The following is a 23,817-nucleotide window of genomic DNA, read 5'->3' as shown; positions in this document are numbered from 1 at the left end:
GGCGACCGGACACCACAGGGGAGCATAGACGATGAAACAAGGCCTGATCGCCTGTATGGCCAGCCTGGCGCTGGTCGCTTGCAGTGGCAATACCGCAACCGAAGCCCCGCAGGCGCTGGATGTCACGCCGGCCGCCTTCGATGCCGGCGAGCTGGCACAGACCCTGGCCGAGGCGATCCGCTTCCGCACCATCTCCGCTCCCGGTTTCGAGGATGAGACCGCGGCCGATTTCGACGCCTTCCGCGAATTTCTCGCCGAGCGATTCCCGCTGGTCCACGCCCGGCTGGAGCGTGCCGAGCTGGGCGGTCATTCGGTCATCTTCACCTGGCGCGGCAGCGATGCCGAACTCGCTCCGGTCATTTTTCTCGCCCACCAGGATGTCGTGCCGGTCGAACCGGGCACGGAAGAGCGCTGGGCCTATCCGGCCTTCGACGGCGTCATCGCCGACGGCCAGGTCTGGGGCCGCGGCACGATGGACATGAAAGGCCACCTGATCACCCTGCTCAGCGCTGTCGAGCGCCATCTCGCCGAAGGCACCGAGCCGGCGCGCACGGTCTATCTCGTGCTCGGCGCCGATGAGGAAGTCGGCGGCGCCGGAGCTCGCGCCGCGGCGGACTACATTGCCCAGACCGGTCAGCGCGCCTGGTTCACCCTCGATGAGGGCGGTTTCACGATCATGGAAAACCCGGTCTCCGGCACGCCCGCGGCCATGATCGCTGTGGCGGAAAAGGGCTATATGACCGTCGAGATCACCGCCCGCGCCCGCGGTGGCCATTCCTCGACGCCGCCGGAACACACCTCTGTCGGGCTGCTGGCCCGGGCCCTGGTGCAGATCGAGGACGCCCCCTTCGATCACGGGCTCGATGGCGGCCCGACGCGCGCCATGATCGCCGCGCTTGCACCACAGGCGAGCGGGATGGCCGGCTTCGCCATGAGCCATTCCGGCCTGTTCGGCCCGCTCCTCACCCAGCGCTTCATGGCCGATGATGCCAGCCGTGCCCTGCTCGGCACGACGATTGCGCCGACCATCGTGCAAGGCGGGATCAAGGATAATGTCCTGCCGCAGGAATCTCGTGCCCTGGTCAATCTGCGCCTGCACCCCCGCGATACGATCGACAGTGCCCTGGCCCATCTGCGCGCCAGCGTCGCGGACCTCGACGGCGTCACGATCGAGCCCTGGGGCGCGATCAATAATGCACCGCCGGTGGCGGCAACCGAGGGGCCGGCCTGGGATCTGATCGCCGGCGCCGCCCTCACCTTCGCGCCAGAGGGCGCGCCCGCGGTGCCGATGATGCTGACGGCGACCACCGATGCGCGCGCCTTCGCGGATGTGTCGGAAAACCTCTACCGCTATGCGCCGGTCCGGGCCGGCATGGACGATGTTGCGCGCATCCATGGCGATGACGAGCGTATCGCCGTCGAGGATCTTGCACGCATGGCGGCTTATTTCCACGCCGTGATCGGGGCCGCCGTGCGCGCTGACGCAGACCAGTAGTCAGCAAACGGGCCGCGCCTCAGCCGCCCGTGTCCGGCGTCAGTTTGGCCGGCCGCGATTGCACCGAGGCGACCAGCACGAAGCTGATGATCATCAGGAGATACCAGGAGCCGAGCTTGGCCAGGGAGACCATGTGCCAGCCGGCCTCCTGGCCCGGATAGGCCCAGGCGCGAGCGAAGGTGCCGAGGTTTTCAGCGAACCAGATAAAGAGCGCCACCAGCAGGAAGCCGACCACAAGCGGCATCGGCCGGTGGGCCGCATCGGGGCGGAACCAGACGACGCATCGGCCATAGACAATCCCCGTGGCGAGGAAGAGGAATATCCGGAAATCGGGGCCGTAGTGATGGGCGAAGAAGTTGGCGTAAACCGCGACGGCCAAAGCGATTTGCCAATGCATCTTCGGAAACCGGTCGAAGCGGAAATCGAAGATGCGCCAGACCCGCGCGATATAGGATCCGACCGCCGCATACATGAAGCCGGAGAAGAGCGGCACGCCGGCAATGCGCAGCAGGCTGGCCTCGGGATATTCCCAGCTGCCGGCATAGGTCTTGAAGATTTCCATCACCGTGCCGACGACATGGAAGGCGGCGATCACCTTCGCCTCCTCCCAGGTCTCCAACCGAGTGGCGATCAGCATGATCTGGATCGAGAGCGCCGCCAGGGTCAGGAAATCAAACCGCGCCAGGGCCCAGCCGGCCGGATACCAGAGATAGGTCCCCAGCAGCAGGGCCAGCATCAATCCGCCGAACAGGCAGGCCCAGGCCTGTTTGATGCCGAAGGCGACGAACTCGAACACGCCCTGGGTCCAGGGTCCGCGCACGAACCAGGCCCGCAACGCCTCACGGCGCGCATGCAGGAATGCGCGCGGATCCGGGATCCGGAACACTGAGCCTCGCAGCCCTATTCAGCCCAGCTCGGCTTGCGGCGCTCGAGGAAGGCGGCGAGGCCTTCGCGGCCCTCTTCGGAGACGCGGCGTTTGGCGATTGCCTTGGCGGTATGGACAGCGAGGCCGTGATCGATCTCGCGGCCGGTGACCTCATCGACCAATTGCTTGGCATCGGCGACGGCGCCCGGCGCCGTTTCAAAGGCCAGCTTGGCGAGGTGTTCCTCCATCGCCGTCATCTCTTCCATATTGGCGACGACGTATTGGGCGAGGCCCATATGGTAGGCGAAATTGCCGTCAAAGCTCTCGCCCGAGGCAAACAGGGCGCGGGTCCATTTCGGGCCGATGGCGCGGATCACATAGGGCGCGATCGTGGCCGGCGTCAGGCCGAGTCTCACTTCGGAGAAGCGGATCTTGGCATCGGCCATCACCACGCCGACATCACAGGCCGCCAGCAGGCCGGCACCGCCGCCCATGGCAGCGCCCTGCACCATCGCAACGGTCATCTGTGGCAGGTCGTAGAGGCGCTTGAGCATGGTGGCGAGGGCCAGGGCATCCTGCTCATTATCGGTCTCGTCGAAATGGGCTGCCGACTGCATCCATTCCAGATCGGCCCCGGCGGAGAAGCTCGGCCCGGCACCGCGCAGCAGGACCATGCGGACATTGCCCGGATTGGCGCGCAGGGTCTCAAAGGTCTCGGACAGCGCCGCAATGACCTCGGCGTTGAAGGCATTGTGCTTTTCGGGCCGGTTGATCGTGACCACGGCCACACCGGCAGGGCTGACATCAAGCAGGACAGGCGCGTCGCTCATCGGATTTCCTCATTGTGAAACTTCTGATCCAGACTTAGCCCCGCGACGCAGCCGGGCCAAGGGGCGGATTGCCGCTGGCTGGAGATTGCAGACAAGACAAGGGCCGCCGGCACGAATGCCGGCGGCCCCAATTCAATCCGTCATGACCGTCACGGCATCAGTCGCCGCGGAAGATCAGACCCTTGAGGATGGACAGCACAATGATGCCGACAAAATAGCCGACAGCCAGCGCGCCAAGATACAGCAGATGATTCTGCGTGACGAAATCGGCCATGAAGGCGTTCATGTCGAAGCCAGCGCCACCGCTGCCACGCACCATCGGCATCACGACATCGACGATGCGATGAATGATCACACCGACGACGGTGAAGATGATGATCCCGCCGATTTCGCGCATCAGCAGCGCCAGAACCAGGGCGATCACGCCGAGCTGAATGCCCAATGGCATCCAGTTGATGGTCGATACGCCATCGCCTGCATAGGCGACGAGCCCCGGCCTGAAGAAATCAAGCCCCTGATTAAAAATGCCGATAACCGGCTCCAAAAATTCCATACTAAAATCCCCTCCCGCCATTAATGACGACGCTTACCTTACCCCAAGACGCGCCCATTAGGCTAACGATGTTTCGTATTGCCAAGTTTGGAAAGCCTGTTCTCCTCTCAGGCGAATTTTATTAAAGATTTGTTACAAACCGTTTTGCTGTGGAGAGAAATGGATCCGGTGCGTCCGGATGGCAAATCACAGCCAGGCCGGGGCCGCCGGGAGGCGATGGACAGGGCGCGCGCCCTAGATCGCCTTTCGCCCCAGCGTCGTCACCCGCTCGAGCATCCGCGCCCGCCCCTTGGCGCCGGCGGCCTCCACCAGACCCAGAATCGTGTGCCGCACCGGGTTGAAGCCGACCATGCGGAAAATATTCTGTTCGACGGCTTTCACGCTGTGCGCCCCGAACACTACCTTGTAGAGCAGGCCGGGCATTCCCATCGTCACGATCAAGCGCACCGACTTGCCCTTCATGCGCCGCACCAGCGCCTTGCCGTCTCCGCCCGATGCATCAATCAGGAAATCGCCGCGACCGATCTGTTCCAGAAATGCCTTGTCGATGGCGGGCATCGACCCCATCCACAAGGGATAGATCATCGCGACATGGTCGGCCGCAGCGATCTTGGCGCGTTCGGCGATGATCGCCTCGCCCGGCGGCTGCTCGAACTCCGCCTGGTTGCGCAGGAACTCGACCGGCAGTTTGGCGACATCGATCCGGCTGACCGTGTGATCGCCCTCACCGGCACCATGGGCATAGGCATCGGCCAGGGCCTCGACGAAATGTCCCTGGGCCGGATCCGGATGGCCATTGATGACACAGACATTTTTCGACATGGACGCATCTCCTTGCCAGCAGTCTAGCAAGGCCGGTCCATTTCTCCGGCGCGGCACGGAGCCGCAGCCAGCATCACCTACATCCGGAACAGGCCGAAGACCGTCTTCTCGATCGGGGCATTGAGCGCCGCCGAAAGCGCCAGACCCAGCACGCGGCGCGTGTCGGACGGGGCGATGATACCGTCATCCCACATCCGGGCGGTGGAGTAATAGGGATTGCCCTCCGCCTCATAGCTTTCGCGAATCGGGGCCTTGAAGGCTGCCTCATCCTCGAGCGGCCACTCCTCGCCGCGATGCTCCATGGCATCGCGCTTGACCGTCGCCAGCACGGCAGCGGCCTGTTCGCCGCCCATCACCGAAATACGGGCATTGGGCCACATGAAGAGGAAGCGCGGACCGAAGGCGCGGCCACACATGCCGTAATTGCCGGCGCCATAGGAGCCGCCAATGATGATGGTGAATTTCGGTCCCTTGAAGGTCGACACGGCGGTGACCAGCTTGGCGCCATCCTTGGCGATACCGCCATGCTCGGCCTTCGAGCCGACCATGAAACCGGTGATATTCTGCAGGAAGACCAGCGGAATGCCGCGCTGGGCGCACAGCTCGATGAAGTGGGCCCCCTTCTGCGCGCTCTCCGAGAACAGGATGCCGTTATTGGCGATAATGCCGACGGGCATGCCGTAGAGCCGGGCAAAGCCTGTCACCAGGGTCTCGCCATAGAGCTTCTTGAATTCGTCGAACACCGAACCATCGACCAGGCGGGCAATCACTTCGCGCACATCATAGGGCGCGCGGATATCAGCCGGCACGACACCGTCGAGCTCGGCCGGGTCCAGCGCCGGCTCGCACGGTTCGGCGAGATCCAGGTCGACTGTCTTGACCGAATTGAGATTGGCGATGATGCGACGGCAGATATGCAACGCATGCTCGTCATTGGCGGCATAGTGGTCGGCAACGCCCGACGTGCGGCAATGGACATCGGCGCCGCCGAGATCTTCTGCCGAAATGACTTCACCCGTCGCGGCCTTCACCAGCGGTGGCCCGGCCAGGAAGATCGTGCCCTGCTCGCGCACAATGATGCTCTCGTCCGACATCGCCGGCACATAGGCACCGCCTGCCGTACACGAGCCCATCACGACCGCGATCTGGGGAATACCCATGGCCGACATATTGGCCTGGTTGTAGAAAATCCGTCCGAAATGCTCGCGATCGGGAAAGACATCGGCCTGGTGCGGCAGGTTGGCGCCGCCGCTATCGACCAGATAGACGCAGGGCAGACGGTTCTGCATCGCGATTTCCTGGGCGCGCAGATGCTTTTTCACCGTCATCGGATAGTAGGCGCCGCCCTTGATGGTCGGGTCATTGCAGACAATCATCACTTCGCGGCCCGAGACACGGCCAATGCCGGCGATCATGCCGGCGCCGTGCACATTGCCCTCATACATGCCATTGGCCGCCAGGGCGCCGATCTCCAGGAGGGGCGAGCCGGGATCAAGCAGACGTTCGACACGTTCGCGAGGCAGCAATTTGCCGCGCGCGACGTGCTTTTCGCGCGAGCGCTCCGAGCCGCCGACGGCAGCTTCGGCCGTCTTCGCCCGCAACTGTTCCAGCAGGCCCTGCATGGCGTCGGCATTGTCGCGATAGGCCTGGGAGCCGGTATCGATGGCGGTCGTCAACTGGGTCATGAAGAGCCTCGGAATGGGGCGGATGGGTGAGGCTGCTTACCTCGCCTGACGCCCTCAAGGCAATCACCCGTGCATCCAAACCACCCCTCCCGGGCATCAAGGATGCGGACAATGTCGAGAGGGGACCAATCCGATGCTCCGCAGAACCGCATTCCTTTTCCTGGCGCTCGCCATGAGTTCCGCTGCCCTGGCGCAGACAGCACCGTCGCAAACGCCGCAGGTCATGATCCTTGGCAGCTTCCACTTCACCGGCGGCGGCAGCGACTATGTCAACGCCGCGGTTGCCGACTATCTCAGCCCGGAACGGCAAGCCGAGATCGCCGACGTCCTCGACCGGCTCGAGGCCTTCGCACCGACACGCATTCTGGTCGAGCTGGAACCGGACGGGGAGATGGCCTTCAACCAGGCCTATGACCAATACCGCGCCGGTGAGCGCGCCCTGACGGTGAATGAACGCCAGCAGCTGGGCATGGCGCTGGCTGCACGGCTGGGCCATGAACGGCTTTACGCCGTCGACTACTCAAACGGGATGGATTTCGACGCCATGCTGGGCGCCGCCCAAGCGGCCGGGCAGACAGACCTGCTCGCCCGATTCGAAGCCTTCATCGCCCCGATCCAGACTCAGATGGCGTCCCCGGAAGAGGCCGCCCTGCCGGTGCTAGACCGGATGATCGCGATAAACAGTGCCGAACAGGTCGCTTATCACGACCTGTATCTCCTGCTGGCCCAGATGGGTTCGGCTGAAAATCCGGCCGGTGCCGAGCAGATGGAACTCTGGTGGGGCCGAAATCTGCACATCTTCGCCAATATCGCGCGCACCACCGGGCCCGGCGACCGTGTGCTGGTGATCTATGGCGGCGGTCACAAATACCTGCTCGACCAGTTTGTCGATTCGGCCCCCAATCTCGAACGGGTCGATCCCCTCGCCTATCTGCAGTGAGCCACAGTCCCTGTTGCCGGTCCCTCCCCAGCGGCCGGCCACAGCGTCCGGCCCTTGCACGCCTTGGCAAGGGCCGGACATGAATATGATAATCATACGGCCTTCCAAGATCAGCCTTGGAGCGCGGGCGAATTCGTCATAGTCTGACAACCATAAGGCGGATTGAAACCGTCAGCCGTGCCGCATTAACTTCTGATTCAGAGGTCGGGCGCAGGCTTTGGTAAGAGGGGCTCCGGTTCACCGGATCGACACAGGGAGGTGTCCATGCGTTCGCGTTTTGCTTTGGCCGCCATCATGTCCGCCCTGGTCTCGCCTGCCGTTTGCGCGCAGGCACTCCAGGACGCACAATCCTGGACGACACGGATCGGCGAACCCGGTGATTCCACCCTGTTGCGCTGGCACTTCTCCAGCGAAGAAGCCGCTCCGGCGGTCGGAGTGATCTCCGGAGAATCAAGCCTCGAGACCGATGTCACCGCCCTCACCGGCCAGGTCGACTTCTTCCCGTTTGGCGATGAATTCTACCTCTCGGCCGGTGCGGTACGCCCGCTGTTCGGCCAGACAACACCGGTCTGGGCCCAACAGCCCAACAATCCCGCCTGGGCCGGCTTTCCCCACGCCGAATTGTCGGAAGACCTGCGCGAAAGCGGGCTGGAAAGACTCACCAGCTATCTCGGTGCCGGCATTACCGTGCGCAATATGGATCAGTGGAGCCTGACCGTTGAAGGCGGGGCCTATTTCCAGGATCGCGGCCGTGACCGCCTGCAGATTCTCGACCAGGACACCGGCGAGACCATGACCCTGCTCGACGATCTCGACACCATGGACAGCCAGGCCGTTGGCGAAACCCAGGCGCGCTCATTCCGTCCGGTCGCCCATCTCGTGATCCGCCGCCGCTTCTGAACCCTTGCCGGCATGAGCGACAAGATCGCGCTTTGCGCTTCGCCCCGGTCCGTGGTTTCCTCCGAATCATCCATTGAGTCAGCCTCCCGGCTGGCCTGAAGATTCGCCCGACGCTCCATGGCACTCAATCTCTCCTTTCTGCCCTTTCTGAAACGAGTCGAGAAATCCGCCCTCAACGCGGTCGAGGCCGAGGTTGAATGGTTCTGCCTGCCCGCCGGACAAGTCCTGTTCCGCGAGGGCGATCCGGCGGATGCCTTCTATCTCGTGCGCTCCGGCGCCCTGGCTGCCTTCCGAGAAGGCGCCCTCGGCCGTCCCGACCTGATCGGCTATATCCGCGCCGGCGAGCCGGTTGGCGAAATGTCACTGCTCGACGAGAGTCCGCACAGCGCCAGCGTCTACGCCCTGCGTGATACGGAACTTGTGCGGCTGCCCAAGGCCAGTTTCGACAAGCTGACCCGCAAACATGCCAGCCTGATGCGCGAACTCGCGCGCATGATGTTGGCGCGGCTGCGCGGCACTGAACGCAATGTCAGCGCCGAGCCGAAAGTGTTTGCGCTGATCGGCACCTCCCCGACCATCGACCTCGCCTTCCGCGCCGATGCGCTCAAGGAGGCCCTCGGCCGTCTGGGCAAGACCTGCGCAATCTGTGACGAGAGCTACGCCGAATGGAGCGGGCGCCAGCTCGATGCGTTCGAGGAGAAGCACGATATCGTCCTGCTTATCGCCCGGCTCGGCGATCCCGTCTGGGCCCGGCGCGCCATGGGCCGCGCCGATCGCATGTGGCTGCTGGCGCGCTCCGATGCCCGGCCCTCAACCCCACTATTGCCCGATGATCCCTCGCCGGCTGCCAAGCTCAAGCTGATCGACGTGGTCATGCTGCATTTCGGCGGCATCACACCGGCCTCGCGGCCACAGGAGTGGGCCAGCGCCGCCGAGGCATCGCGCGTCTTCCACTGGCGCCAGGAGCATAGCCGCGTCGATGCCGACCGGCTGGCCCGGACACTGACGGGCCGCTCGGTGGGCCTGATCGTGTCCGGCGGCGGTGCGCGGGCCTATGCCCATATCGGGGCGATCCGGGCCCTGCGTGAGGCGGGCATGAAATTCGACTTCGTCGGCGGCGCCTCGATGGGCGGCATCATTGCCGCCGGTATCGGGCTCGACTGGAGCGATGACGAGCTGGAAGACCGGATCCGCCGCGCCTTTGTCGATTCCAATCCGCTTGATGACTGGACCCTGCCGGTGATCTCGCTGGCCAAGGGTCGCAAGGTCGATGCGCGTCTGAAGGAGCATTTCGGCGAAGCCGAGATCGCCGATATGGTGCGCCCCTTCTTCTGCCTCTCCTCCAACCTCGCGACCGGGCGCGCCTTCGTGCATCGCAGCGGCCTGGTGCGCGAGGCGCTGCGCGCGACGGTCGCGATTCCCGGCCTGTTGCCACCGGTCGTCCGCGACGGTCAGATCCTGGTCGATGGCGCCGTATTCACCAATTTCCCGGCCCGCGAAATGCGCGCCTTCCATCGCGGCTCCGTCGTCGGCGTTGATGTCAGCCGTGCCCAGGGCCTCGATCCCGATGATTTCATCGATCCACCCAGCTTCTTCGGCTGGGTGCGCCAGCACGGCTTCAAATCCCTGCCACCGATCGCGTCCCTGCTGATGCGCGCCGCCACGGTCGGCGTCGCCGATGACCGCGATACCGGGCGCGAGGCCGCCGACCTGCTGATCCTGCCGGAAACCAGCGTCGATCTGCGGGACTGGGATCGTTATGACGAATCGCTGGAAGCCGGCTTCGAGGCCGCCCAGGGCATGCTCGCAGGATTGAGCGATGACATGCGCGCACGGCTCGGCCTGCCACCCCGCTAGCGGTGGCCGGGTCAGCCTGGCTGATCAATCCAGTCGAGCAGACGCAGGGTGCGCTTGGCCGCGTAATCCATCATGCAACCCGCCTGCACCAGCGGCTGCATGGAACCGCCCTCATAGGCCGAGGCGGCGAAGGCACAATCGGCATCGCGCAACGTCATCCAGGCCCGCTGCGCATCGCGCAGCCGGTCCGTGCGCGGTGTATCCAGCCGCTGCATCAGAGCATCATAGGCGGTGTTGAGACGGGCATCCCAGGCATCGTATTCCTCGACCGTGCAGCGGATCATGCCGGAATTGGTTTCGCCGTCGGGGGTCAGGTTCATGCAGGCGGCGCTGTACTGGCCGACACATTCCGCTTCGCGCGCCGCGATGTCGTGATGGCGCCCAAGGCAGACATCGATCGTGTTGGCGGCCGAGAGCATCGGCATGCGCTGCTCCGATGCCTCACCGGATTTCTGCGCTGCACCGCAGGCGGAAATCCCCAGGGACAGGGTGGCGGCGATCATCAGGATACGCATGGCAAAACTCCGGCGGTGGCGAGGCCCACACCCTAGCGCCCCCGTCCGGGCGGCGTCCAGCGACGCTGCCGTCAGGCGCTTTCGTTGAACAATTCGCGCCCGATCAGCCAGCGGCGGATTTCCGAGGTGCCGGCGCCGATCTCGTAGAGCTTGGCATCGCGCAGCAGACGGCCGGTGGAATACTCATTGATATAGCCATTGCCGCCCAGCAGCTGGATCGCATCCAGCGCCATCCGGGTCGCCGCTTCGGCAGCATAGAGGATGGCACCGGCGGCATCCTTGCGCGTCGTCTGGCCACGATCACAGGCCTTGGCGACGGCATAGACATAGGAGCGCGCGGCATTCATGCCGACATACATGTCGGCCAGCTTGCCCTGGACGAGCTGGAAGGAGCCGATCGAATCGCCGAACTGCTTGCGCTCGCGCACATAGGGCATCACGACATCCATACAGGCCTGCATGATACCGATCGGACCGGCCGAGAGCACGGCGCGCTCGTAATCGAGACCGGACATCAGGATCTTGGCACCGCCATTGAGCGGGCCCATCACATTCTCGGCCGGGATTTCGCAATCCTCGAACACCAGCTCACCGGTTTCCGAGCCGCGCATCCCCAGCTTGTCGAGCTTCTGGGCAACAGAGAAGCCCTTGAAGCCGCGCTCGACCAGGAAGGCGGAGATCCCGCGCGAGCCGGCATTGAGATCGGTCTTGGCATAGACGACCAGCGTATCGGCAGCCGGCGCATTGGTGATCCACATCTTGGTGCCGTTGAGCACATAGCGGTCGCCGCGCTTTTCCGCCTTCAGCCGCATCGAGACAACGTCCGACCCGGCACCCGGTTCCGACATCGCCAGCGCACCGACATGCTGTCCGGAGATCAGCTTGGGCAGATAGCGGGCTTTCTGTTCGGGATTGCCCCAGCGGCGCAGCTGGTTGACGCAGAGATTGGAGTGGGCGCCATAGCTCAGTCCGACCGAAGCCGAGGCGCGGCTGATCTCTTCCATCGCCACGACATGTTCGAGATAGCCCAGACCAGTGCCGCCATCCTCTTCAGGCACCGTCATGCCAAGCAGGCCGAGGGCGCCCATTTTCTCCCACAGATCAGCAGGAAACACGTCGGAGCGATCGATTTCCGCCGCGCGCGGCGCAATCTCGTCAGACGCAAAGGAACGGACGGTGTCGCGGATCATGTCCGCAGTTTCACCGAGGTCGAAGTCGAGGGAAGGATATTGATTGGAGCTCATGCCCAGCGACATATCACTCAGGCCGGAGCGGTCAAGATCGATCCGTGCCATCACGGGCCGGAGTGAGCCAGGCCTAGCCTGCCCGGCGGCGGCGTTTGGCCGCGAGAACCGATGACAGCATCCAGCCGGCCGTGATGACGAGGAAACCGCCGGCAACAACCGCCAGCACACCCCAGGTCGGATCACGTTCAACCCAGACACGCGGCCAGTCGCCATAGACATCGAGCACACCGGCCGCAGTCACGACCACGCCGGCAATCAAGGTCGCCAGGAAGCCCCAGCCATCCTCGTCACCGGCAGCCGTGGCCGGCTTGGCCTCGACGAACATGTCGGCACTACCCACCAGGTCGCTCGGGGAGAAGCTCTCCTCGTCTTCGGTATCATCGGCGATCGCGGCATCTGTGCCGGCCAGCTCGTCATGATGTGCGATCTCATCGCCATCGGACACGCCAGCACCGCCCTCACCGGAAATATCGCCAACAGCCCCCTCGCTGGGCGCCGGGGTCTCGGCGGGATGTGGCGGCGGTGTCCGCTCACCGGAGACGGCCAGGGTCCGCTCCACGATTGCGGCGGCCTCAATGGCGGCATCCGGCTCGACGTCCGCTTCGGCTTCGGCTTCGGCTTCAGCTTCGGCTTCGGCTTCGGCTTCGGCTTCGGCTTCAACCGATTCATTCTCGGCCGGCACAGGCCCGGACGAATCCGGTTCAAGCATGGCTGTGGGATCGATCTCGGGCACCACGGCCTGGACATCCTCGATCTGGGCGTCGAACTCATCAACCGGCTCGATTGGCGCGGCAGCTTCAGCTTCCGGCGCAGCCGGCTCGACCAGGTCTTCCGGATCGAAGCGCGCCGACATCGCGCCGGTGAACACATAGCCCAGGCTGACATCACCCGGCAGTGCGTCATCGCCGACAGGCGTCAGGCGCACGTTTTCCTGCCGGCCGACGACAGCGGTCTGGACCCGGGCGATTTCCCGCGACATGCGGGCAATCACCTGGGCGGAGGCCGGTATGGCGGCGGCGGCCGGTTCCGGGCTTGCTGGCGCCGAATTGTCATCGGCGACAGGTTCGAGCTCGACCTCAGCCTCAACTTCGGCCTCAGCCTCAACTTCAGTTTCAGCCTCAACCTCGGTCTCGGCTTCCGGCTCCACTTCGGTTGTGTCCGAAGCCGCAGCCTCGATTTCCGTTTCAGCATTGACCGGGGCGGCGGCTGCCGCCGTTTCCGGCATCGCGTCTTCAGTCACCGGAGCGGGCATATCGGCCTGTGTTTCCACGTCCGGCGCCGGCTCTTCAACCACATCCACGGTCTCGACCGGGTCCGACTCAACCGGCTCTGGCTCTACCGATTCAGGCTCAACCGGTTCAATGACGGCTTCGCCGACAGGTTCCGTGACCGGCTCGGCCGCTGTTGCGGCGTCGATCTCCGGCTCAGCCGGAGGCGTGTCAGCGTCCTGCGGCATTGCGCCGACCGTGGCGAGAATACGGGCAATTTCACGTTCTGCCTCACGGCGCGCCGCGTTTTGCGCGCTCATCACCGGCGGCGGTGGCGGCATGAGGGAATCCGGCAAGGCCGGACGGACCGGCGCAGCAGCAGCCGGCTCCTGAGCATCGGCAGGATGCTCAACCTTGATCACCACATCGACCATGGCCGGCTTGCGGACGGCAGCGGTTCCGGCCGGGGTCAGACCGGTCAGGATCATCGCGGCTTCGGCTTCACGGCGGGCGGCATCGCCCTCGCCATAACCGGCCAGCGCTTCGGCAGCGGCCTCGACCCGGCCTTCAAACATGTAGCGCGCGACGTCGGAGGTCCGGAAGGCGGCGGCGCCGATGTCATGGACAAAGGATGTCAGCGCATCGCGCTGCGCGTCAGGCAGGCGGTCCGGAAATAACTCGTCGACCACCGCTTCAGCCTGCATCACATCATAGAGCAGCAGGAGCGATGCATCATCGCGCGAAACCCGCACCCCCTCACGCGCCGCAGCCCGGTGACCGAAGCCGACGCGCCAGCGCCCGTCGCTGCCCTGGGCGGCGAGTTCGCGATAAGGCTCGAACCGCTGAATGAGCTCGCGAGCCGCCGGAGAAGATTTCAATTGCGGTTTCATCGTGTTCTGTTTCGAGACCCGTCACTGCATCAGGTCACAGCCACTGCAAGCCCGATGCCGGACGGTTCAGCTCGCCTCGTCGACGAAGACGTCAGTCGCGTCCATCGCGGTGAAGGGCGCGAAAAATCCGCCGCCGCTACCGCCGCCGATCAGATAGATACCGCCCTCAAGCACGGCTGCATCCGCCGCAGTGCGCGGGGTCGGCAGATCGGGCTCAGTGCGCCACGCCGCTTCGCCCGGCTGCCAGGAGGCATGGCGCCGCAGCGTCAGGCGTTGTTCGCCATCGCTGCCCGTGCCGCCGAGAACATGGATACGGCCATGATGCACCACCGCCGCGATCCCCGTGCTGGCTCCCGGCAATTCGGGGCCGGTCGCCCAGGCATCGCCTTCCACGTCATAGATATCGACCTGTGCCGAGAGTTCACCGCCCAGGGAGCCACCAATCACGTACAGCCGCCCCTCGGACGCCACGATGGCAGCGCCGCGCCGGGTTATGTCGTCGGGAATCTCGATGGTTTCCCAGTTACGGGCCTCGGGATCGAATACATAGATGCTGTTATCGTCGCGTGTGCCGCCAATCGCGTACAGGTGCTCACCATAAGCGAGCATCGAGAAATCCGCCTTGGGTCCGGGCATGGCCGCTTCGCTCTGCCAGACCCCGCCCTCGGGCGACCAGGACCACATCGAGGCCGTCGGCTCGACACCCAGTTCACCAGGCGCATAGCCGCCAGCGGCATAGATGCGGCCATTGATCGCCGCCATGCCAAAACGCTCCAGCCCGCGCGGCAGTGCCGTTTCGGGCATCCAGCGATTGAGTTCTGGATCAAAGACCTCGAATTCGGCCCGCGGCGAGGTCAGCCCCGCACCGCCGGCGGCATAGAGGCGTCCGTCGAGCACGGCCACGGCCAGCCCGGCACGGGCAACATCAAGACGGGCCGCCGATTCCCAGCGTCCCTGGGCCTGGGCCGGGACAGCCGGAGCCGCCAACAACACCGCTGCTACAAGCCATTTGATCAAACGCACCATTACTCCACCACTACTCCGCCCGGCACCCGGTGCAATATCATCACAACAAGACCATTGTCGCCAGCCCCAGAAACGCGAGGAAGCCGACCACATCGGTCACCGTCGTGACAAAGACCGACGATGCCACGGCCGGGTCGGCGCCGGCGCGGACCAGGCCGAGCGGGATCAAAATGCCCGACAGGCCTGCCAGGGAAAGATTGACGATCATGGCAATGCCGATCACGGCCGCGATTTCCCAGTCGCGGAACCACAGCAGGGTCACCGTCGAGATCAGGACCGCGAAAATCACGCCATTGATCGTGCCGGTCGCCAGCTCGCGCCAGATCACCCGCATCGAGTTGGCCGCGGTCAGATCGCGTTCGGCGATCGCCCGCACCGCAACGGCCAGCGATTGTGTACCCGCATTGCCGCCCATCGATGCCACGATCGGCATCAACACGGCGAGCGCCACCACCCGCTCCAGGGCGCCCTCGAACATCGCGATCACGCCGGAGGCGAGGATCGCGGTGCCCAGATTGACCAGCAGCCAGGGCGCACGCGAGCGCACCGAACTGAGCACGGTATCGGCCAGACCGGCCTCGTTGACGCCGGCCAGGGCGAGCATGTCTTCCTTGTTCTCGTCCTGGATGACGTCGACCATGTCTTCCAGGGTCAGCATCCCGGTCAGACGGCCGGCGCTGTCGACAACGGGCGCGGAAACCAGATGGTATTTCTGGAACAGGTAGGCGACCTCTTCCTGGTCGGTCTCCGGCTTCACCAGGATACGCGGCGGCTCCATGATGTCGGTGAGATGGACATCGCGCTGGGCGCTCAGCAGGCGGCAGACCGGGATCTCCCCGACAGGGCGAAATCCGGTATCGACGACAAACAGGTCGTGGAACTTGTCCGGCAGGTCGTCGGCCGATTCGCGCATGTGATCGATCGCATGGCCGATGGTCCAGAAATCCGGAGCCGCAACGAATTCGCGCTGCATCAGGCGGCCGGCGGTCTCGTCATCGAAGGCGAGACTTGATTCGACCGCCTCGCGGTTGATGTCGGAAATCTCTGCCAGCACGGCGGCGCGGCGCTCCGGCTCGAGCTCCTCGACCACTTCGGTGGCGTCATCGCTGTCGAGTTCGGCAATCGCGGCGGCCAGATGCGAAGGATGGAGATAATCCATCACGACTTCGCGCGTGCCCGGATCCATTTCGGCCAGCACTTCGCCGGAGAAGATGTCCGGCGTCAGTTCAGCGAGAATACCCTGCTGGCCGGCCGAGAGCTGTTCCAGCACATCGGCGATATCGGCCGCATGCAGTGGTGCGAGCAGACGCCGGATCAGCTCCGAATCAAGGTCGGAGATCGCCTGGCGCAGTTCGGCAACGAATTCGGGATCGGTATCGGCACGGGCCGAACTCTCTCGATGGAGGTCTTCTTCAAAAGCGATGTCGCTCATGGGGGCCTCCCTGTGCTGGCTGATTCAGCGGCACACTAGGACGCAAGCGCCGCAAAGGCGAGAGAGCCCGGGTTTGCGACGCCAAATATTTGCAGGCCATTTCGAGAAAGTATGGTGCGGTCGAGAAGACTCGAACTTCCACGGGTTTTACCCCACAGCGACCTCAACGCTGCGCGTCTACCAATTCCGCCACGACCGCACGTGGAAGAGGCGCGGAGATAGCAACATCCCCTCCCCTTGTGAAGTGCCAAATACTGCGTGAAGTGCCTAATACCGCAGTTTAAGCAGCTGCGAAGAATTCATTGGCATCTGCGACCCCGGTAATCGTGATCGAGATACGATCACCCTGCAAAACCACGTCACCGCGAGCAATGGGGTGATTGTTCGCCAGGATCCACACCTGATCGTCTTCGCCGCTGTCGAGCGGGATGACAGCACCGCGTCCCATCCGCAGAAATTGCTGGATGGGCATTTTCGAGCGCCCAAGCAGGACGGATATCTCGATCTGGACGGCGCCGAGCTGGCTCAACTGCATACTCCCGGACTTGCGATCTCTCGCTGGAATGGTGATGTTTGACCGAACCGGTTTCTGCAGGGTTAAGACGCATGGAGAATACAGTATCGCCCGTCGACTGGGCCGTTTCCGCGCAGCCGGTCGACTATGAGGAGGCCGTTGCGTTCATGGAGGCGCGCGTCGCCGCCATCGCCGGCGGCGAGGCCAATGAGCTGGTCTGGCTGCTCGAGCACCCGCCGCTCTACACCGCCGGGACCTCCGCCAAGCCGGGCGACCTGCTCTCGCCGGACCGGTTTCCGGTCTACACCACGGGGCGCGGCGGCGAATATACCTATCACGGGCCGGGCCAGCGCGTGGCTTATGTCATGCTCGATCTGACCAGGCGCGGCCGCGATGCGCGCAAATTCGTCTGCAATCTGGAACGCTGGCTGATCGAGACCGCCGCCAGCTTCGGCGTCGCTGCCGGCACGCGCGAGGGCCGGGTCGGGGTCTGGGTCGAACGCGGTGATGGCCGCGAGGACAAGATTGCCGCCATCGGCGTGCGTCTGCGCCGCTGGGTGTCCTTCCACGGCATCGCCTTCAATGTCGCGCCCGATCTGACCCATTTCGGCGGCATCACGCCCTGCGGCATCTCAAACCCGCTCTATGGCGTCACCAGCCTGGCCGAGCTGGGTCGGGATGTGTCGATGGCGGATTTCGATTCGGCGCTGCATCTCGCCTTCAACACGATTTTCGGCCCGGCGCGCCAGGTTTCAGCGCCCGGGCTGACCGCCGGCCCCGCGGCCTGATCGTCAGGCCGAGGCCGGCGCTTGCGGCCGGCGCATGCGGGCGAACCAGATCGCGAACAGGGCGATCACCAGCCAGAAACCCAACCAGGATGGCCAGGCCATGCCGGCGACCAGGGTGTCGAGCATTTCCGGTCGCGCCTGGAATTCCGCCTGGAAGGCTTCCTGGAAGCCGGGCTGGTTGATCGCATCCGCGAAGGCCTGCTGGTCGGTCGTATCGACGCCATTGCGTTCGGCAAAATCCGTCATCGCTGCGAACATGCCGGGGAAAAACCCGACCAGGGCGCCAACGCCCTTGCCCAGGATCGCGGCCAGGACAGGCAGAACCGCGAGAACGGGATCCTGGCCGGCATGACGTCGACGGTTGGCATGCAGGCTGAAAACAAAGAACCAGATTGCTGGTAGCGCCAACCAGGACGGAATCACGATCAGGCCAAACTGCATCCGCATCGCATCCAGCAGGGCCAGCGCGACAAGGCCGAGCAGATAGGCCGTCACCGAGGCACGATAGACGGGCAGAAACAGGACGAGCGGATTCATGGGCAGCGCCACCTCTCAGCTGAACACGCGCCACCATTCAGGTTGAACGCGCGTCGCGTCAACCGGAATGGGGCATGGCGGACTGCGGCCGAGACGCCGCGGGCCTGGAATCAGACCAGGGCAGGCTTGAGCTTGAACATGTAATAGCCGACCGCAGCGTTCGCGAGCACGCTGGTGATCATGTTCTTGACCATCAGGCCGGTACCCATCGCCTTCAGGCTGTCCATATCGGTAAAGTCGACACCGCCGAAGACTGGGGACAGGATCGCGCTGATCACAACCGACACCACAATGACCGCCACGATTGCCGCAATCGTCATCCAGCCCGACTGGCCGGCATCATGAAAGCGCTTGGAAAAGATACAGACCCAGGCAAAGGCCAGCACGAGACCGACGACCAGGCCGATCAGGCCGCCGATCACCGGAACCAGCGAAATAATGTTGAGGATCAACGAGACCGCGACGATCGCCACCAGTCCCTTGGCAAAATCCATCGGGCCGAGCTTGCCGCTGGCGCCGAACAGGACGCGTTGGGCGTCCTTGGGATCGAGAATAAAGTCCTGAGCGTTCATGTGGTTCTCCCCGTATGAAGCCCGAAGACTACCCTAAAACGCGAATTTGTGAAGGCAAATTCAGGGATGAGTTGAATCCGCCCCCTCCAGCGCCCTATTCGAACTCGATCATCAGCTCGTCAGCGGCAACGGAGGCCCCCGGCTCGACATTGACGGCCTTGATCACCCCGTCCTTTTCGGCGCGGATGACGTTTTCCATCTTCATCGCCTCCACCACGAGCAGGACCTCGCCGCCCTTGACCGCCTGGCCGGCTTCGACCGCGATCGAGACGACCAGACCCGGCATCGGGCTGAGGACGAGGCGCGAGGTGTCGGCCTTTTCCTTTTCCGGCAGCAGGGTGTGCAATTCAGCCGACCGCGCCGAGCACACCAGCGCCACGGCGGTATAGCCACGATGGCGCATGTGATAGCCCTCGGTACGATCCGAGAATTCCAGTGCGAAAGCCTTGCCGTCGAGCGCGCCCTCGAACATGTGTGCGCCGGGCTGCCAGCTTGTGGTGAGCGCGATCTGCTTTTCCGCCAGCGAAGGCGCCCAGACGCGCGCTTCGCCGGCCTCGCCCAGCTCGATCTCGACCGGGAATCGGCGGCCATCCATCAGCACGACCCATTCGCGCGGCCCCGGTGCCGGTGGCGGCGTGATGCGGCCCTCGATCTGCGCAGCCCGGCGCACGAAGGTCTCGTGCACGAAGGCGGCGGCGCAGACCATCCAGGTCAGCTGGTCCTCGCGCGGCGCGGTGCCGTGGAAACCGTCAGGGAAATGCTGGTCGATATAGCCGGTATGGATACGCCCGGCACGGAAATCCGCCTCGTCGAGCACAGCCGAGAGGAAGGGCGCATTCGATTGCAGCCCCTCGACATGCAGCCGGTCGAGGGCAGCGGCCAGCGTATCGATGGCGATCTCGCGGGTTTTGCCATAGCCGATCACCTTGGCGATCATCGGATCATAGAAGAGCGAGATCTCGTCGCCTTCCCTCACGCCGGCGTCGATACGCAATTCGCCCTCGCCAAGCGGACCGGATTTCGGTTCGATGAAACGTTTGAGCCGCCCGATCGAGGGCAGGAAGCCACGATAGGGATCCTCGGCATAGAGCCGCGCCTCGACGGCCCAGCCCTTGATCTTGACGTCGCGCTGGGTCAGCTCGAGCGGCAGGCCGGCGGCGGAGCGGATCATCTGCTCGACCAGATCGAGCTGCACCGTCATCTCGGTCACCGGATGCTCGACCTGCAGCCGGGTGTTCATTTCGAGGAAGTAGAAATTGCGGTCCTTGTCGACAATGAACTCGACCGTGCCGGCGCTGTCATAATCGACCGCAGCCGAGAGCGCGACGGCCTGCTCGCCCATGGCGGCGCGGGTCTTGGCGTCGAGGAAGGGCGATGGCGCCTCTTCGAGGACTTTCTGGTTGCGGCGCTGGACGGAGCATTCGCGCTCATTGAGATGGATCACATGGCCATGCTTGTCGCCAAGCACCTGGATCTCGATATGGCGCGGTTCCTCGATGAATTTCTCGATCAGGATGCGCTCATCGCCAAAGGCGGTCCTGGCCTCATTGCGCGCGGCCACAAAGCCCTCGCGCGTCTCCTGTTCATTACGGGCAATGCGCATGCCCTTGCCACCACCGCCGGCCGAGGCCTTGAGCATCACCGGATAGCCGATCGCATTGGCGGCCGCGACGGCGGTGTCGGCATCGGCGATCTCGCCATCGGCGCCGGGAATCGTGGAAACACCGGCCTTGGCGGCCAATTGCTTGGAGCGGATCTTGTCGCCCATCGCCTCGATGGCGTGCACATTCGGCCCGATCCAGGCGACACCGATCTTCTCGAGCGCGATCGGAAAAGCGGCATTTTCCGACAGGAAACCGAAACCGGGATGCACGGCATCGGCACCGGTCTGCTTGATCACTTCAAGGATTTTCTCGAGCCGCAAATAGCTCTCGCCCGGCGCCGGCGGGCCGATGAAGACCGCCTCATCAGCCATTTCCACGGCGAGGCTGTCGGCATCGGCTTCCGAATAGACGGCGACAGTGGCAATGCCCAGACGCTTGCAGGTCTTGATGACTCGCACGGCGATCTCGCCGCGATTGGCAATCAGGATTTTCTTGAACATTGCGGCCCCAGGCAAAGCGGGCAGAACGCCCGGACGGTCACCCGGTTTAGCGTGGCTCGCGCCTCTGCGGCAAGCCGGGTTGTGTAACCGGTCAGTCGCCGTCGAGATGATGGTCGAGCCAATCGAACTCGATCGCGCGCAATCGCCCGATCACCGAAACCAGGAATGCCGTCGACCAGCCGATCAGCAGGAAGCCGTTGAAGCCCTCGATCGCGCCGACCAGCCGCCACTTCTCGCCGAGCAGGACATCGCCATAGCCCAGTGTCGTGAAGGTCGAGGTGGCGAAATAGAGCGCCCCCTCAAAGGTCGAGAACTCGCCGAGCATCAGATACAGCAGGGCGTAACTCCATATTTCGACCGCATGAATCGCGAACAGGCCGAACACGACCAGCATGATGAAACCGGTCTGGCGCAAGACATTGTCCTGCGGCCGGATCCGCCCCGAGCGCGCCCGCATGAAGGCCATCAGCAGGACCAGCCCGATCATGTGCATCACCACCGTGACCGAGCAGATCAGAAAGGACACGAACAGGGCGGCAAGCATGAAACCTCATCCATCAGCGATGGTGGCGGGCTGCCACTAGAGGCGGATACCGCATAAATCACAAGACACTTCTACTCCCGCCGCCCGATCTGGGCCATCATCCCCCCTCAGGATTCGCCGGAGCCAGCCATGACCAAGCCGATCTACAGACTCTCCTCGATCGCCCGCCCGCTCGAGCCGCAATACCCGACCAATCGCGCAGTGCTGATCCTGCTGCCGCTGATCGCGCTGGGCACGGGCGGCATCGCCTTCCTCCTGCGCGATGCCGGCCTTGCCGGCGCCGTTTCGGCCGGACTGCAGGGCATGCTGGCCGCCTTCCTCGCCTGGGCGCTGGGCCGCGAGGTCGATCCGGATCGCAACGAGGCGGCCTTCATCGCCATGGCTCTGACCGTGGCTGCGGTCGCCCTGGGTCATGCCCCGGCCCTGTGGGTGCTGGCGCTGGCGCTGATGGGGACACGCGTTGTCGTGCGCACGGTCGGACAGGCCGCCAAGCTGAACGATCTCGCCCTCGTCACCATCCTGGCCGGCCTCGCCGTCTTCGTTGACGGTTACTGGGCGATGGGTCTCGTCGCCGGCTTCGCCATGGCGGTGGACCTGTTCTATGACCACAAGCGGACGCTCAATCTCGTCTTCGCCGCCTTCGCGACCGGCTTTTCGATGTTTGCCCTCGTCCAGAGCGGCGGCGATATCGCGGCGGTGACGCTGCAGCCGCTCGGCCTGGTCGAGCCGGGCTGGAGCCTGGCCGTGCTGGCGCTCACCGCCCTCACCGGCTTTTTCATCCTCACCTGCCCCGCTGTCACCAGCCTGTGCGATGCCAGTGGCGAACCGCTGGAGCGGCGCCGGGTGCGCGGCGGCGGCGTGATTGTGCTCCTGTTCGCCACCGCTGCGATGTTTGAAGGCCAGGCCGGACTGCTGGCGGCGCTGCCCCTCTGGGCCGTGCTGGCAGGACTGGCGGCCGGGCGGCTGGTGCCCAAGCGCAAGCGCGCCTAGCGCTCGACCACGGCCAGCGCGGCCGCCCGGCCCGAGCGCAGGGCGCCATGCACCGTGCCCGGCGCATTGGTCGAGGTCGCCTCGCCGGCGAAGAACACCCGGCCATCGATGGCATCGAGCAGGCGGATCCGGCTGTCGCTGCGGGTCTCGACCGTCGGGAAGGAAATACTGCCGAACGCCTGCTCGTCACTGCCCCAGCGCGTCACCTGCACCCCCGAGGGCTCGGGAAAGCCCGTACCGAACATCGAGCGCAGCGCCTCGAGCGCGAGCTGACCGGTCTGCACATCGCCGACACCCTCCAGCTCACGCGCAAACGTGCCGGCATTGAAGCCCGTGATCATCGGGCCCTGGCCGCTGGCGGCGTGATTGACGAACGCGCTCCATTCACCGCGCTCATCGGCGAGGCGATGGAAGAACTCAATATTGCGCGGCCAGCTGACGGCATCGAATTTGAGCACGCATTTATTGAGCAGGCCCGAGCCAAGCGCGGCAATCGCCGCCGTCTTGGCCGGCGGCAGGCCCGGCTCGAAACGGATATGTCCGGCCTGCAACACGCCCAGCGGCACAGTGACGACGACGACATCGGCCTGCTCGCTGCCACCCGCCGTCGTCACGGAGACACCGCTGCCGTGATAGCTGATCTGTTCGACGCGTTGCCCGAGCCGGATATCGAGCCCGGCGGCGAGTGATTGCGCCAGCCGGTCAAACCCGCCCACCACCAGCGCATCGCCGCCGGGCAAATCCTCGCCCTCGGTCCAGAAACAGCGCGAAAGCTGTTCGAAATCGGTGCCATATTCGTGTTCGACGAGAGAATTGATCGCGAACTGGCGGCGCTGCCGCTTGCTCGCCCCTGTCGCCTCGAGGCCGACCAGGCGCGCCAGCCGGTTGGCCAGCGTGCCGCGCGGGCGAGTGCGGCAGGCGCGCTCGAGCGCGTCGCCGGGCGCATGGGCGGCATAGTCCTGCAGCCTGTTCTCAAGCGTCTCCAGCCGCTCCAGGGCCAGATCCCCGAGCACGCCTTCACCGGCCTCATAGACGGCACGATTGTCATAATCGACGGGATGCAACTCCAGCCCGGCAGCGCGCGCGGCGATCGCCGCCGGATTGCCGCCAACACCATGGATCCAGGACGCGCCCAGCTCGACCGGCAGATCGCCCCATTGCCGGCTCGTGTCGAGACGGCCGCCAATGCGTGTCCGGGCCTCAAGCACGACCACGTCCAGCCCGGCCCGGACCATGTCATGGGCACAGGCCAGACCGGCCGCACCGGCTCCGATGACGATCGCACGGCCTGAACGCCTTTGCGCGGGTGACGGCGATGACATGAGCGCCGTCGCGGTGAGCCCTGCGAGCAGGCGACGCCGATCCACAAACTCAAACGCCATCAATCCATCCCTCGAGAGCGGGTATAATCAGCTTGTTTCAAAAACTTGTCACCCGGCTTTGCGGTCGCATGCGCCGCATCACTGGCTCGGCGGAGAGTCTCTGGCCCCGGATCGCAATCCG

22 protein-coding genes and 1 tRNA gene are annotated in these 23,817 nt (G+C 64.6%); 6 read left to right on the top strand and 17 right to left on the bottom strand.

The window, feature by feature from the left end:
• Positions 1-31 precede the first annotated feature (31 nt).
• Entirely contained in the window at positions 32-1,495 is a 1,464-nt protein-coding gene (locus ACN0YF_RS05625; protein ID WP_417493639.1) for a M20/M25/M40 family metallo-hydrolase, read from the top strand.
• 19 nt (positions 1,496-1,514) lie between these two features.
• On the opposite strand, the gene ACN0YF_RS05620 is transcribed toward ACN0YF_RS05625, so the two are convergent.
• The 5 genes from ACN0YF_RS05620 to ACN0YF_RS05600 all read right to left on the bottom strand — a co-directional run bounded on the left by ACN0YF_RS05620 (position 1,515) and on the right by ACN0YF_RS05600 (position 6,250).
• Positions 1,515-2,315, bottom strand: a complete 801-nt coding sequence (locus ACN0YF_RS05620) for a DUF817 domain-containing protein (RefSeq protein ID WP_417482141.1) — start codon at positions 2,313-2,315, stop codon at positions 1,515-1,517.
• A gap of 80 nt (positions 2,316-2,395) precedes the next feature.
• Positions 2,396-3,190, bottom strand: coding sequence for an enoyl-CoA hydratase-related protein (locus ACN0YF_RS05615; protein WP_417482022.1), 795 nt, complete (start codon positions 3,188-3,190; stop codon positions 2,396-2,398).
• A 157-nt stretch (positions 3,191-3,347) separates the two neighbouring features.
• Positions 3,348-3,743: a hypothetical protein gene (locus ACN0YF_RS05610; protein ID WP_417493638.1), complete on the bottom strand. Its 396-nt coding sequence runs from the start codon at positions 3,741-3,743 to the stop codon at positions 3,348-3,350.
• A 234-nt stretch (positions 3,744-3,977) separates the two neighbouring features.
• A complete protein-coding gene (locus tag ACN0YF_RS05605) occupies positions 3,978-4,565 on the bottom strand; it encodes an NAD(P)H-dependent oxidoreductase (RefSeq protein WP_417493637.1) in 588 nt (195 codons plus the stop codon).
• Positions 4,566-4,642: 77 nt separating this feature from the next.
• Positions 4,643-6,250, bottom strand: a complete 1,608-nt coding sequence (locus ACN0YF_RS05600; protein WP_417482019.1) for a carboxyl transferase domain-containing protein — start codon at positions 6,248-6,250, stop codon at positions 4,643-4,645.
• A 172-nt stretch (positions 6,251-6,422) separates the two neighbouring features.
• Here ACN0YF_RS05600 and ACN0YF_RS05595 point away from each other — a divergent pair, with 172 nt between their 5' ends.
• The 3 genes from ACN0YF_RS05595 to ACN0YF_RS05585 all read left to right on the top strand — a co-directional run bounded on the left by ACN0YF_RS05595 (position 6,423) and on the right by ACN0YF_RS05585 (position 9,947).
• Positions 6,423-7,190, top strand: a complete 768-nt coding sequence (locus tag ACN0YF_RS05595; protein ID WP_417493636.1) for a DUF5694 domain-containing protein — start codon at positions 6,423-6,425, stop codon at positions 7,188-7,190.
• A 264-nt stretch (positions 7,191-7,454) separates the two neighbouring features.
• On the top strand, positions 7,455-8,090 hold the full coding sequence (locus ACN0YF_RS05590) for a hypothetical protein (RefSeq protein WP_417493635.1): 636 nt from the start codon (positions 7,455-7,457) through the stop codon (positions 8,088-8,090).
• Between the two features lie 117 nt (positions 8,091-8,207).
• Positions 8,208-9,947 carry a patatin-like phospholipase family protein gene (locus ACN0YF_RS05585; RefSeq protein ID WP_417493634.1) on the top strand — a complete coding sequence of 580 codons (1,740 nt, stop codon included), beginning with the start codon at positions 8,208-8,210 and terminating at the stop codon, positions 9,945-9,947.
• An 11-nt stretch (positions 9,948-9,958) separates the two neighbouring features.
• Here the strand turns inward: ACN0YF_RS05585 and ACN0YF_RS05580 are convergent, their stop codons facing one another.
• The 7 genes from ACN0YF_RS05580 to ACN0YF_RS05550 form a co-directional block, all read right to left on the bottom strand.
• Entirely contained in the window at positions 9,959-10,462 is a 504-nt protein-coding gene (locus ACN0YF_RS05580) for a lysozyme inhibitor LprI family protein (RefSeq protein ID WP_417493633.1), read from the bottom strand.
• 71 nt (positions 10,463-10,533) lie between these two features.
• Positions 10,534-11,706: an isovaleryl-CoA dehydrogenase gene (locus ACN0YF_RS05575; protein ID WP_417482014.1), complete on the bottom strand. Its 1,173-nt coding sequence runs from the start codon at positions 11,704-11,706 to the stop codon at positions 10,534-10,536.
• A gap of 73 nt (positions 11,707-11,779) precedes the next feature.
• The gene (locus tag ACN0YF_RS05570) at positions 11,780-13,807 is read right to left on the bottom strand and encodes a glycoside hydrolase family protein (protein ID WP_417493632.1); all 2,028 of its coding nucleotides are present in this window, start codon (positions 13,805-13,807) and stop codon (positions 11,780-11,782) included.
• A gap of 66 nt (positions 13,808-13,873) precedes the next feature.
• Positions 13,874-14,833: a Kelch repeat-containing protein gene (locus ACN0YF_RS05565; RefSeq protein WP_417482012.1), complete on the bottom strand. Its 960-nt coding sequence runs from the start codon at positions 14,831-14,833 to the stop codon at positions 13,874-13,876.
• A gap of 40 nt (positions 14,834-14,873) precedes the next feature.
• The gene (gene mgtE / locus ACN0YF_RS05560) at positions 14,874-16,265 is read right to left on the bottom strand and encodes a magnesium transporter (RefSeq protein WP_417482011.1); all 1,392 of its coding nucleotides are present in this window, start codon (positions 16,263-16,265) and stop codon (positions 14,874-14,876) included.
• Between the two features lie 112 nt (positions 16,266-16,377).
• Positions 16,378-16,464, bottom strand: a tRNA-Leu gene (locus ACN0YF_RS05555).
• A gap of 81 nt (positions 16,465-16,545) precedes the next feature.
• The gene (locus tag ACN0YF_RS05550) at positions 16,546-16,794 is read right to left on the bottom strand and encodes a FliM/FliN family flagellar motor switch protein (protein WP_417470333.1); all 249 of its coding nucleotides are present in this window, start codon (positions 16,792-16,794) and stop codon (positions 16,546-16,548) included.
• 77 nt (positions 16,795-16,871) lie between these two features.
• Here ACN0YF_RS05550 and lipB point away from each other — a divergent pair, with 77 nt between their 5' ends.
• Complete coding sequence (gene lipB / locus ACN0YF_RS05545; RefSeq protein ID WP_417493631.1) at positions 16,872-17,567, top strand: lipoyl(octanoyl) transferase LipB; 696 nt, start codon at positions 16,872-16,874, stop codon at positions 17,565-17,567.
• Between the two features lie 3 nt (positions 17,568-17,570).
• Here the strand turns inward: lipB and ACN0YF_RS05540 are convergent, their stop codons facing one another.
• The 4 genes from ACN0YF_RS05540 to ACN0YF_RS05525 all read right to left on the bottom strand — a co-directional run bounded on the left by ACN0YF_RS05540 (position 17,571) and on the right by ACN0YF_RS05525 (position 21,324).
• Complete coding sequence (locus ACN0YF_RS05540; protein WP_417493630.1) at positions 17,571-18,104, bottom strand: hypothetical protein; 534 nt, start codon at positions 18,102-18,104, stop codon at positions 17,571-17,573.
• A 110-nt stretch (positions 18,105-18,214) separates the two neighbouring features.
• Positions 18,215-18,676 carry a hypothetical protein gene (locus tag ACN0YF_RS05535; protein WP_417493629.1) on the bottom strand — a complete coding sequence of 154 codons (462 nt, stop codon included), beginning with the start codon at positions 18,674-18,676 and terminating at the stop codon, positions 18,215-18,217.
• 94 nt (positions 18,677-18,770) lie between these two features.
• On the bottom strand, positions 18,771-20,780 hold the full coding sequence (locus tag ACN0YF_RS05530) for an acetyl-CoA carboxylase biotin carboxylase subunit (RefSeq protein WP_417493628.1): 2,010 nt from the start codon (positions 20,778-20,780) through the stop codon (positions 18,771-18,773).
• Between the two features lie 91 nt (positions 20,781-20,871).
• Positions 20,872-21,324: a potassium channel family protein gene (locus ACN0YF_RS05525; RefSeq protein ID WP_417482006.1), complete on the bottom strand. Its 453-nt coding sequence runs from the start codon at positions 21,322-21,324 to the stop codon at positions 20,872-20,874.
• A 129-nt stretch (positions 21,325-21,453) separates the two neighbouring features.
• Here ACN0YF_RS05525 and ACN0YF_RS05520 point away from each other — a divergent pair, with 129 nt between their 5' ends.
• Complete coding sequence (locus tag ACN0YF_RS05520) at positions 21,454-22,314, top strand: hypothetical protein (RefSeq protein WP_417493627.1); 861 nt, start codon at positions 21,454-21,456, stop codon at positions 22,312-22,314.
• On the opposite strand, the gene ACN0YF_RS05515 is transcribed toward ACN0YF_RS05520, so the two are convergent.
• Entirely contained in the window at positions 22,311-23,696 is a 1,386-nt protein-coding gene (locus tag ACN0YF_RS05515; RefSeq protein WP_417493626.1) for an FAD-dependent oxidoreductase, read from the bottom strand. The genes ACN0YF_RS05520 and ACN0YF_RS05515 overlap by 4 nt on opposite strands.
• Between the last annotated feature and the right edge of the window lie 121 nt (positions 23,697-23,817).

The organism is Maricaulis sp. (genome assembly GCF_048270265.1).
Taxonomy (GTDB): Bacteria; Pseudomonadota; Alphaproteobacteria; order Caulobacterales; family Maricaulaceae; genus Maricaulis.
The sequence above is the reverse complement of the archived record's forward strand: the minus strand, read 5'-3'. Positions and strand labels throughout refer to the sequence as shown.

What these genes read in the sequence shown, in the direction of transcription:
- ACN0YF_RS05625 (WP_417493639.1), top strand. Translation starts at nt 32, where the DNA reads ATGAAACAAGGCCTGATCGCCTGTATGGCCAGCCTGGCGCTGGTCGCT.
- ACN0YF_RS05615 (WP_417482022.1), bottom strand. Translation starts at nt 3,190, where the DNA reads ATGAGCGACGCGCCTGTCCTGCTTGATGTCAGCCCTGCCGGTGTGGCC.
- ACN0YF_RS05610 (WP_417493638.1), bottom strand. Translation starts at nt 3,743, where the DNA reads ATGGAATTTTTGGAGCCGGTTATCGGCATTTTTAATCAGGGGCTTGAT.
- ACN0YF_RS05605 (WP_417493637.1), bottom strand. Translation starts at nt 4,565, where the DNA reads ATGTCGAAAAATGTCTGTGTCATCAATGGCCATCCGGATCCGGCCCAG.
- ACN0YF_RS05600 (WP_417482019.1), bottom strand. Translation starts at nt 6,250, where the DNA reads ATGACCCAGTTGACGACCGCCATCGATACCGGCTCCCAGGCCTATCGC.
- ACN0YF_RS05595 (WP_417493636.1), top strand. Translation starts at nt 6,423, where the DNA reads ATGAGTTCCGCTGCCCTGGCGCAGACAGCACCGTCGCAAACGCCGCAG.
- ACN0YF_RS05590 (WP_417493635.1), top strand. Translation starts at nt 7,455, where the DNA reads ATGCGTTCGCGTTTTGCTTTGGCCGCCATCATGTCCGCCCTGGTCTCG.
- ACN0YF_RS05585 (WP_417493634.1), top strand. Translation starts at nt 8,208, where the DNA reads ATGGCACTCAATCTCTCCTTTCTGCCCTTTCTGAAACGAGTCGAGAAA.
- ACN0YF_RS05580 (WP_417493633.1), bottom strand. Translation starts at nt 10,462, where the DNA reads ATGCGTATCCTGATGATCGCCGCCACCCTGTCCCTGGGGATTTCCGCC.
- ACN0YF_RS05575 (WP_417482014.1), bottom strand. Translation starts at nt 11,706, where the DNA reads ATGAGCTCCAATCAATATCCTTCCCTCGACTTCGACCTCGGTGAAACT.
- ACN0YF_RS05570 (WP_417493632.1), bottom strand. Translation starts at nt 13,807, where the DNA reads ATGAAACCGCAATTGAAATCTTCTCCGGCGGCTCGCGAGCTCATTCAG.
- ACN0YF_RS05565 (WP_417482012.1), bottom strand. Translation starts at nt 14,833, where the DNA reads ATGGTGCGTTTGATCAAATGGCTTGTAGCAGCGGTGTTGTTGGCGGCT.
- mgtE (WP_417482011.1), bottom strand. Translation starts at nt 16,265, where the DNA reads ATGAGCGACATCGCTTTTGAAGAAGACCTCCATCGAGAGAGTTCGGCC.
- lipB (WP_417493631.1), top strand. Translation starts at nt 16,872, where the DNA reads ATGGAGAATACAGTATCGCCCGTCGACTGGGCCGTTTCCGCGCAGCCG.
- ACN0YF_RS05540 (WP_417493630.1), bottom strand. Translation starts at nt 18,104, where the DNA reads ATGAATCCGCTCGTCCTGTTTCTGCCCGTCTATCGTGCCTCGGTGACG.
- ACN0YF_RS05535 (WP_417493629.1), bottom strand. Translation starts at nt 18,676, where the DNA reads ATGAACGCTCAGGACTTTATTCTCGATCCCAAGGACGCCCAACGCGTC.
- ACN0YF_RS05530 (WP_417493628.1), bottom strand. Translation starts at nt 20,780, where the DNA reads ATGTTCAAGAAAATCCTGATTGCCAATCGCGGCGAGATCGCCGTGCGA.
- ACN0YF_RS05525 (WP_417482006.1), bottom strand. Translation starts at nt 21,324, where the DNA reads ATGCTTGCCGCCCTGTTCGTGTCCTTTCTGATCTGCTCGGTCACGGTG.
- ACN0YF_RS05520 (WP_417493627.1), top strand. Translation starts at nt 21,454, where the DNA reads ATGACCAAGCCGATCTACAGACTCTCCTCGATCGCCCGCCCGCTCGAG.
- ACN0YF_RS05515 (WP_417493626.1), bottom strand. Translation starts at nt 23,696, where the DNA reads ATGGCGTTTGAGTTTGTGGATCGGCGTCGCCTGCTCGCAGGGCTCACC.